Annotated in this window: 4 protein-coding genes and 5 pseudogenes; 8 read left to right on the top strand and 1 reads right to left on the bottom strand. The window is 67.7% G+C overall.

Annotated elements, in window-relative coordinates; genetic code table 11:
• The 6 genes and pseudogenes from MJ777_RS21165 to MJ777_RS21145 all read left to right on the top strand — a co-directional run.
• Positions 1-1,314: pseudogene (locus tag MJ777_RS21165) on the top strand (site-specific integrase); the annotation flags it as partial.
• Between the two features lie 69 nt (positions 1,315-1,383).
• Positions 1,384-2,058 (top strand): toll/interleukin-1 receptor domain-containing protein, encoded by a 675-nt coding sequence (locus MJ777_RS21160; protein WP_239377564.1) that lies wholly within the window; start codon positions 1,384-1,386, stop codon positions 2,056-2,058.
• Positions 2,022-2,375: pseudogene (locus MJ777_RS23300) on the top strand (ATP-binding protein); the annotation flags it as partial. The gene MJ777_RS21160 and the pseudogene MJ777_RS23300, both read left to right, overlap by 37 nt.
• A 104-nt stretch (positions 2,376-2,479) precedes the next feature.
• Entirely contained in the window at positions 2,480-3,946 is a 1,467-nt protein-coding gene (gene fxsT, locus MJ777_RS21155) for an FxSxx-COOH system tetratricopeptide repeat protein (protein ID WP_239377563.1), read from the top strand.
• Between the two features lie 241 nt (positions 3,947-4,187).
• A complete protein-coding gene (locus tag MJ777_RS21150) occupies positions 4,188-4,715 on the top strand; it encodes a hypothetical protein (RefSeq protein ID WP_239377562.1) in 528 nt (175 codons plus the stop codon).
• 52 nt (positions 4,716-4,767) lie between these two features.
• Positions 4,768-5,658 (top strand): annotated as a pseudogene (locus tag MJ777_RS21145) (IS110 family transposase); the annotation flags it as partial.
• 57 nt (positions 5,659-5,715) lie between these two features.
• Here the strand turns inward: MJ777_RS21145 and MJ777_RS21140 are convergent.
• Positions 5,716-6,087: pseudogene (locus MJ777_RS21140) on the bottom strand (transposase); the annotation flags it as partial.
• A gap of 398 nt (positions 6,088-6,485) precedes the next feature.
• Between MJ777_RS21140 and MJ777_RS21135 the strand changes: the two are divergent.
• Positions 6,486-6,761 carry a hypothetical protein gene (locus MJ777_RS21135; RefSeq protein WP_239377561.1) on the top strand — a complete coding sequence of 92 codons (276 nt, stop codon included), beginning with the start codon at positions 6,486-6,488 and terminating at the stop codon, positions 6,759-6,761.
• An 872-nt stretch (positions 6,762-7,633) separates the two neighbouring features.
• Positions 7,634-8,285: pseudogene (locus MJ777_RS21130) on the top strand (IS6 family transposase); the annotation flags it as partial.

Genomic DNA, 8,285 nt, shown 5'->3' with positions numbered 1-8,285 from the left:
CTGTGCGCCCGCTGCCTTAACCCGGACCCGCAGTTCTGGGACCGCTGCCCGACCTGCCGGACGACCTGGCAGCTCAGCCCGCGCCCCTGCCAGCGCTGCACCCTCGACCGCCACGTGCGCGACCTCCTCGGCGACGGCACCGGGCAGGTCCGGGCGGACCTCGCCGTGCTGCACCAGGCGTTGGCCGGCGTCGAGCGCCCCGACACCGCCCTGGCCTGGCTGGCCCGGCCTGCCGTCCGGGCACTCCTCACCCAGATCGGCCGCGACCAGCGCCCCCTCACCCACGACGTCCTCGACGAGCTCCCGGCCGGCAAGACCCTCGCCCACCTGCGCAGCATCCTGGTTGCCGTGGGCACCCTACCCGCCCGCGACGAACGACTGGTCGGCCTCGAACAGTGGGCCACCGAGAAGATCAAAGCGCGTGCCGACCCGGCCGAACGCCGGATCCTGCACGGCTACGCGGTCTGGCACCACCTGCGCAGGCTCCGCGCCCGCCTGAACGGCGCCCCCACCACCCACCTACAGGCCCTCAACGTGCGCTGCCACATCACCGCCGCCGCCGACTTCCTGGACTGGCTGGCCAGCCACGACCTGGCGCTGCAGACCTGCATGCAGGCCGAGGTGGACCAGTGGAGGGCCGACCCGCACGCCCGCTACCGCGACGAGACGGGCCACTTCGTCCGCTGGGCCGTCGAGCACCGGCACGCCACCCGGCTGACCTTCGGCACCGCCCGCTGGGACGGCCCCCGCGGGCCGATCGACACCGAGAAACGCTGGGCCGACGCCCGCCGCCTCCTCCACGACGACACCCTGCCCCTCCCCGACCGGGTCGCCGGACTCCTCCTGCTGCTCTACGCCCAGCGCGTCGCCACCATCTGCGAACTCACCGTCGAGGACATCCACACCGACGGCGACCGTGTCGCGATCACCTTCGGTGCCGCGCCCGTCGTCCTGCCCGAACCGCTGGCCGGCCTCGTCCGCGACCTCCTCGCCACCCGCCGCAGCCATGCCGTGATCGGCGCCCCCGCCACCGTCGGGTGGTTGTTCCCAGGCGGCCGCCCCGGCCAGCCCATCGGCAACGACCGGCTCGGAGTCCGTCTCCAGCGCATCGGCCTCGCCCCCGGGCAGGACCGCTCCACCGCGCTGTTCACTCTCGCCACCGAACTCCCCGCCGCCATCCTCGCCCGCATGCTCGGCATCCACATCAGCGTCGCCGTCGCCTGGCAGCGGGCCGCCGCCGGGGACTGGACCACCTACGCCGCCGAGGTCAGCCACCGCATCGATCGGCCTACCCGAAATGGAACGGATCGGTAGGTAACAAGCGAAAATTAGACGTCGGGGGCGGTCTCCCCGGACGCCGGAAGATGCTGGCATTATGGCCGGGTGGTCACGGGGGCAGGCCCAGCGGAGGCAGACGACGCCGGCGGTCCCAGCGGGGTTGACTTTTTCGTCTCCTACGCGAGCGCAGACAGGGCCTGGGCTGAATGGATCGCCTGGCAGTTGGAGGACGCGGGCCACCGGGTACGCATTCAGGCGTGGGACTTCGGCGCAGGCGCCCACTTCGTCGCCGAAATGCAGCGGGCGACCCAGCAAACCGCCCGTACGGTCGCGGTGCTCTCGGCTTCCTACCTGGACTCGGCCTATGCCGGCGAGGAGTGGCAGGCGGCCTGGGCAAGCGACCCAGACGGCCAGCGCCGCAGCCTACTCGCTTTCCGCGTCGAGGACTGCAAGCGGCCGGGTCTCCTACGCCAGCTCGTCACCGCCGACCTGTTCGATGTCGACGAAGTCGCAGCCCGCCAGCGGCTGCTTGCCGCCGCGGAGAACGAACGCGGAAAACCCGCCACCGCGCCACCCTTCCCGGGCTCCGCAACTGTCGGGGGCAACACCATGCCCGATGCTGCGCCAACGTTCCCCGGCCGGTTGCCGGCAATATGGAACGTGCCTCATAGATTACCGACATTCACCGGCCGACAGCCGCTGCTGGAGCAAATTCACGCTGCCTTGGCCAAGGGCGGGGGCGCGTGGCAGTCACTGCGTTACACGGCCTGGGTGGAGTAGGGAAGACACAACTGGCCATCGAGTACGCCTGGCGGCATACCGGCGACTACACTCTAACCTGGTGGATCAATGCCGAACAGAACGACCTCATCGGCGACCAACTGGCCACACTCGCCCCACGGCTCGGGCTACCGGCCACCGGAACGGTCGCCGACGCCACCGAAGTTCTCGCGGCCCTCGCCCGCAGGACCGACTGGCTGCTGCTCTTTGATAACGCCACCACCGCAGCGGAGCTGAGATCGTGGCTGCCAGCCAGCCCCACCGGCCACGTACTGATCACCTCCCGCAACCCGGTGTGGGGTAACCTGAGCGTCCCGGTCGAGATCGATGTGTTCACTGAAGACGAGGCCGTGACATTTCTCAGGGACCGGGTACGCGTCCTCGCCGACGATGCACAAGCAGGGCTGGCTGCGGCCCTGGCATGCGAGTTGGGCTGGTTACCCTCGCGATGGAACAGGCCGCAAGCTATCTGGAGACCACAGGCCTCCCACCCGCCGCTTACCTCGACCGGTTCCGGTCCCGGCGAGCGACGATGCTCGTCCGAGGAGAGGACCTTGCCTACGGCGGAACCATTGACACCTGCTGGACCTTGGCGCTCGAGCAGCTCCAAGGCACCGTGCCCTCCGCTGCCGGTCTTCTGGAGCTGGCTGCATTTTGCGGCCCCGACCCGATTCCGCTGGCCTGGATACTCCCCGACCGGGTGGATGGCGCGCTGCAGACCGCCGCCGCAGAGGGCGACCTCGACGATGTAGTCGCCGCAATCCGGCGTTACGGCCTCGCCCGCCGCACGGGCAACAGCGTCCAGCTCCACCGATTGGTACAGGCCGTCATCCGCGCCCACCTGCCCACCGAGCGCCAAGCCGCCGTCGCCGCGCAGGCCCGCGGTCTGCTCGCCGCGGTTGTGCCGGGCACAGACTCAACCGATCCGGCTGGATGGCCCGACTGGGCTACTCTGGCACCCCACGCGCTCGCCGCGCCCGCTTTACACGACCCCGCGTCGGCCAGCGAAAACTGCGACAAAGCCCGGCGGCTACTGCTAAAAACTGGCGACTACCTTTGGGCCCGGGGCGACTACCATGCAGCCCACCGACTTGCCGCCGACCTCCATCAACGATGGACCCCCATTCTCGGCGCCGACCACCCCGACGTCCTCGCTTCGGCACACAATCTCGCCCGCGACCTTTACAACCTCGGCCAATACCAGGCTGCGAAGGACCTGGCCGAAGACACCTTGACTCGCCGACGGCGCGTGCTCGGTGCCGACCACCACGACACCCTGACCACGGCGTACTACCTCGGCTTCGACCTACGCGCACTCGGCGACCATCAGGCCGCACGCATGCTGAACGAGGACACCCTGACCCGTCGCCGCCGCCTGCTCGGCGACGACCACCACGACACCCTCACCTCAGCGAATAGCCTCGCCCACGACCTGCGCGCCCTCGGCGACTACGGCGCGGCCAGAAAACTGGCCGAGGACACGCTCGCCCGCCGACGGCGCCTGCTCGGCGCCGACCACCCAGACACCCTGAACTCGGCACACTCCCTGGCCCGGGCGCTCTACGCACTCGGTGATCATCAAGCCGCACGCAGTTTGAACGAGGACACCCTGGCCCGTCGCCGCCGCCTGCTCGGCGACGACCACCCTTACACCCTGATCACAGCACATAACCTCGCGCGCACCTTGCGCGCACTCGGCGACCTTCAGGCTGCAAGAGAGCTGGCCGAAGAGACCCTGGCCCGTCGTCGCCGCCTGCTCGGCGACGATCATCCTCACACTCTGACTTCAGCGCGTGACCTCGTTCGCCTCCTGTCCGCCCTCGGCGATCATCGGGCAGCCCAGGCGTTGAAGGACGGGTTTCTGCGCAACCCACGCGACCAGAACTAGATCGCAAGATGTCATGTGGATCGGCGACAGCTGTCGAGTACAGCGCAGCGCCGGTCGGGCACTTCGTAGTCGGACGACCGCGGGGTGGCGCTGGGCCGGCGGCCATCGCCTCCTTGGCCGCAGGGGTGCCTGTCTCACTATCCGGCCGAGTGCACATGCCAACGTCGGCTCCCAGGCTTGCTACCAGACGGCATCAGACGGCATCAGACGGCATCAGACGGCTCCGGATCATAGTCCAGCGATGATCCGGAGAGCATTCGGACAGTTCCAATATCCGACTGTGCCGTTAGCCGTCTACCCCGAGGAGGTGATCAACGGGCATCGGGCGTTCATCGCCCGCCGCCGCGCGTTACGGCCCAGCGAGGAGTACCGCACCCCGACCGACGAGGAATGGAACCAGTTCATCGGCCACTTCGAGCACCGCAAGGTCTCCGTCGGTGACTGCGGCCGCTCCTACGACACCCCCTGCATCCACGAGCACAGCTGCTTGCGCTGCCCACTGCTACGGCCAGACCCGGCCGCCCGCGACCGTCTCACCCAGATCCGCGACAACCTCGTTGCCCGCATCGCCGAAGCCGAAACCCACCACTGGCTCGGTGAAGCCGAAGGACTCAAGGTCAGCCTCGCCGGAGCCCACGCCAAGCTCGCCCAGATGGACCAGATCATCAACCAACGTCGACAGGCCGTGCAGCTGGGCATCCCGGCCTTCGCCGAGGCGGCCGGCCGCGCCAGCACAAACCCACCACCCACAAACCATCGCAATCCATGACCTGTCACATCAGGCAAAACGACTGCTTCGGAACATTTTCTAGTTCGGAGAAGACGCCCGCGACGCGTTCATCATCGCCGACGCGGGCCGTACCATGCCGCACACCCTGCGCGACCTCGCTCCCGACGACGACACCCGGGCCGAGCGGGAGATGCTCGCCGGTTTCGATGACGACCTCGCCCAGGAGGTAACCCGCACCAGCAACCGGCTGCGTGGCCTGCTCACCCAGATCCATCCCTCGCTGGAACGCGTGCTGGGGCCCCGCCTGGACCACCCGGCCGTGCGCACCCTGCTGGAACGCCACGGTTCCCCAGCCCAGATTCGCAAGGCCGGACGCCGCCGCCTGGTGACCCTGCTGCGGCCCCAGGCACCGCGCATGGCCGAACGCCTGGTAGAAGACATCGTCGCCGCCCTGGACGAGCAGACCGTGACAGTACCCGGCACCGACGCGGCGACGCTGATCATCCCCAGCCTGGCCCGTTCCCTGACCGCCGTCTATGACCAGCGGAAACTCCTCGCGGAACGGATCGAACAACTCCTGGAGGCCCACCCTCTTTCCAAGGTCCTGACCTCCATGCCCGGTATCGGGGTCAGGACCGCCGCCCGCATCCTCATCGACGTGGGGGACGCCAGCAGCTTCCCCACCGCCGGGCACCTGGCCGCCTACGCCGGTCTCGCCCCGGCCACCCGAACATCGGGCTCTTCCATCCGCGGGGAACACCCCTCCCGACGCGGCAACAAACAACTCAAACGCGCCTTCTACCTCGCCGCGTTCGCCTCTCTACGCGAACCCGCGTCCCGGGCCTACTACGACAAGAAACGCGCGGAAGGCAAACATCACGTCGCTGCCCTCACCTGCCTCGCCCGACGCCGGATCGACGTGCTCTACGCGATGCTCCGCGATGGGACCTTCTACCAGGCCCCGACCCTCTCACCGGCTTGACGCAGGACATAGGGGCACCTTTTCCTCGGTCCGGCTCTTCTGCCCGTCCCCGCCGGTGGCCTTCTCCAGCGCCGCCAGCACGTCGGCGCTCACCCAGGCACCAGCGGCGTCCTGGTGGGCCCGGACCGTGGTGGAGTCCACGCTCACCAGCGACAGGTCGACCTCGCCCCGCCGGGCGGCCTCGGTGAGCACGGCCTCGAACAGAGCCTGGAACACCCCGGCGTCACGCCACTGCCGGAACCGGTTCGACACCGTCGACCAGGCACCGAACACCGCCGGCATCTCCCGCCACTGGGCACCGGTCCGAAACCGCCACACCACACCCTCGAACTGCCCCCGCAGTCCGTGTGGGTACGGGCCTTACTCGCCGATCGGCAGGTACGGCCGGATGAACTCCCACTCCTCATCGCTGAGCTGCGCACGCGTCACACCAAACGATCTACCGGCCCGGCAACGGCAACGAGCCCGGAACCAACCGAGAGATCACAACGAGATACACGACCTAGCACACCCAGTAGGCGTACCGTCGCCATCCGCCGATCGACCGGGATCCTCATCCACACCCGGGACTGGGGGGCTCGATTCCGTCACCGGACATCCAGACCCACCCCCTGCCTCATCCGCCGGGGACCGCAGCCGCTCGACCAGATCGACCAACCGCAGCAATGCCTCCACACCGATTATCGCCCCGCCATGCGAGGAGACACCCGGTTCAGGAGCATCATGGGTGGTGCACTGAACAGGACTACAAGCAGGTCAAACACGAACTCGGCTGGGCCGATTTCCAGGTCCGCTCCGCCACCGCCATCCAGCGGCACTGGACCCTGGTGAACTGCGCGTTCAGCCTGTGCTGGCACGACAGCACCACCCCAGCCGAGCCCCCCACACCCAGCCCACCCGACGACAACCCACAACCGGTCCGCAGCGGCACACCACTGTCCTGGCCAGTCAGCCTCCGGCAGGTCCGCGCCTGCCTGACCCCACTCCATCTCCTGCTCCGGATCTGGCAGGCCTGGACCACCACCCCGATACCCCACCCGCTCCGCGAACTGATCGACATGCTCGCCGCCGGACACCGGCTCTGCCTCTACCTACCCCCATAGATCACAGATCATGAAATGCTGATCACAACAAACCACCGACAGCTACCCTGTTTTCATCGTTGCCTCCCGGGTATTGCTCCGATCGGTTCATCGGCGAATCGATCCGGTTCGCCGATGAACCGAGGTCCGATTCCAAATTCCAGGGGGGAGCGAGGCCAGGCCCGCCGGGGCCTACAAGCGTCCGGCTGCAGCCAGGTTCCTGCGGCCCCAGTACGTGGTCTGTCTTGCGGGGGTGTGCTTTGCCTTTCAATCCTAACCAACCTGTTCCCAGTCTCAATGTCACGATCACAACAGGCAGCGATGACGTCCGATCGCAGAGCCACGTCTACGGCCACGTAGGTCTAACGAAGGCAGCCGCTGTCGTCGAGCAGACAGCGGACCTGAACCAGGGCGCCAACTGGCCAAATAACTCGACGAATACTGCGACGATGAGACTGCCGTCATGGGTATCGCTCGGAGATATCCGGTATTTCCGAGTCAGCTTCACTTCGGGGCAGCCTGACCCCTTGAGCACAGAAGACAACTGGAACATGGAGAGCATCACCGTGACATACCCTACGGACGGAGATAGCGCAACCCCTCTTTTCGAGGACAGCGGTGACCCGCTACAGCGCTTCGACGGGAAGCACTCATCCTGGACTGAGATCCTTCTCTGATTACCGATCGGCCGCATTTGCCCTCGGTTCGCAAGGTCCGGCAGACGATTCGGCTCGCCGGGCCGCCTCCACCCGTTAACGAGAACAATAGCGAACTGAGTCTTTCCCAGCAACGATGAGCGACGCCGCGTCACCGTCGCTGATGGTGAGGCGCTGTTGCATCGGCAGATTCCGCTGTCCTGCGGCGGCCGTTCGGTCTGATCGAGTGATGCGTCGATGTCGTGCCGCCCACCGGTTCCGGCGTCGGAGTTCGCGGGGTTCCGGTTCCCGCCCGAGGTGATTGTTCTGGCGGTGGTACCTGCGGTTCGCCCTGTCGTACCGCGATGTGGAGGAGCTCCTCGCCGAACGCGGCCTCGAGGTCGATCACGTCACGGTCTACCGGTGGGTGCAGCGCTTCACGCCCTCGCTGGTCGAGGCCGCCCGGCCGCGCCGACACCGGCCTGGAGACAGATGGTTCGTCGACGAGACCTACGTCAAGATCTCCGGCCGGTGGGCCTATCTGTACCGGGCGGTCGACCAGCACGGCCAGGTCATCGACGTCCTGGCCAATGCCCGTCGTGACCAGGCCGCCGCCCGCACGTTCTTCATCCGGGCGCTGGCGCATGGGCGCCGGCCAGTCGAGGTCACGACCGACAAGGCACCGGTCTACCCGCGGCTCCTCGACGAACTCCTACCCGAGGCCTGCCACGTCGACGCCGCCGGGGAGAACAACCGGATCGAAGCCGACCACGGCCGGCTCAAAGCCCGGCTCCAACCCATGTGCGCTCTGAAACGCCTCCGCTCCGTCCAGACCATCAGCGCCGGACACGCCTTGCTCCAGAACCGGTCGCCGCCGGGTAGGCCAGCAACCGCGGGGACCAGGCGCAAC

The organism is Protofrankia sp. Cj5 (assembly GCF_917627405.1).
Lineage (GTDB): Bacteria > Actinomycetota > Actinomycetes > Frankiales > Frankiaceae > Protofrankia.
Note: the sequence above shows the minus strand (reverse complement) of the source record. Positions and strands in the feature narration are given on the sequence as shown.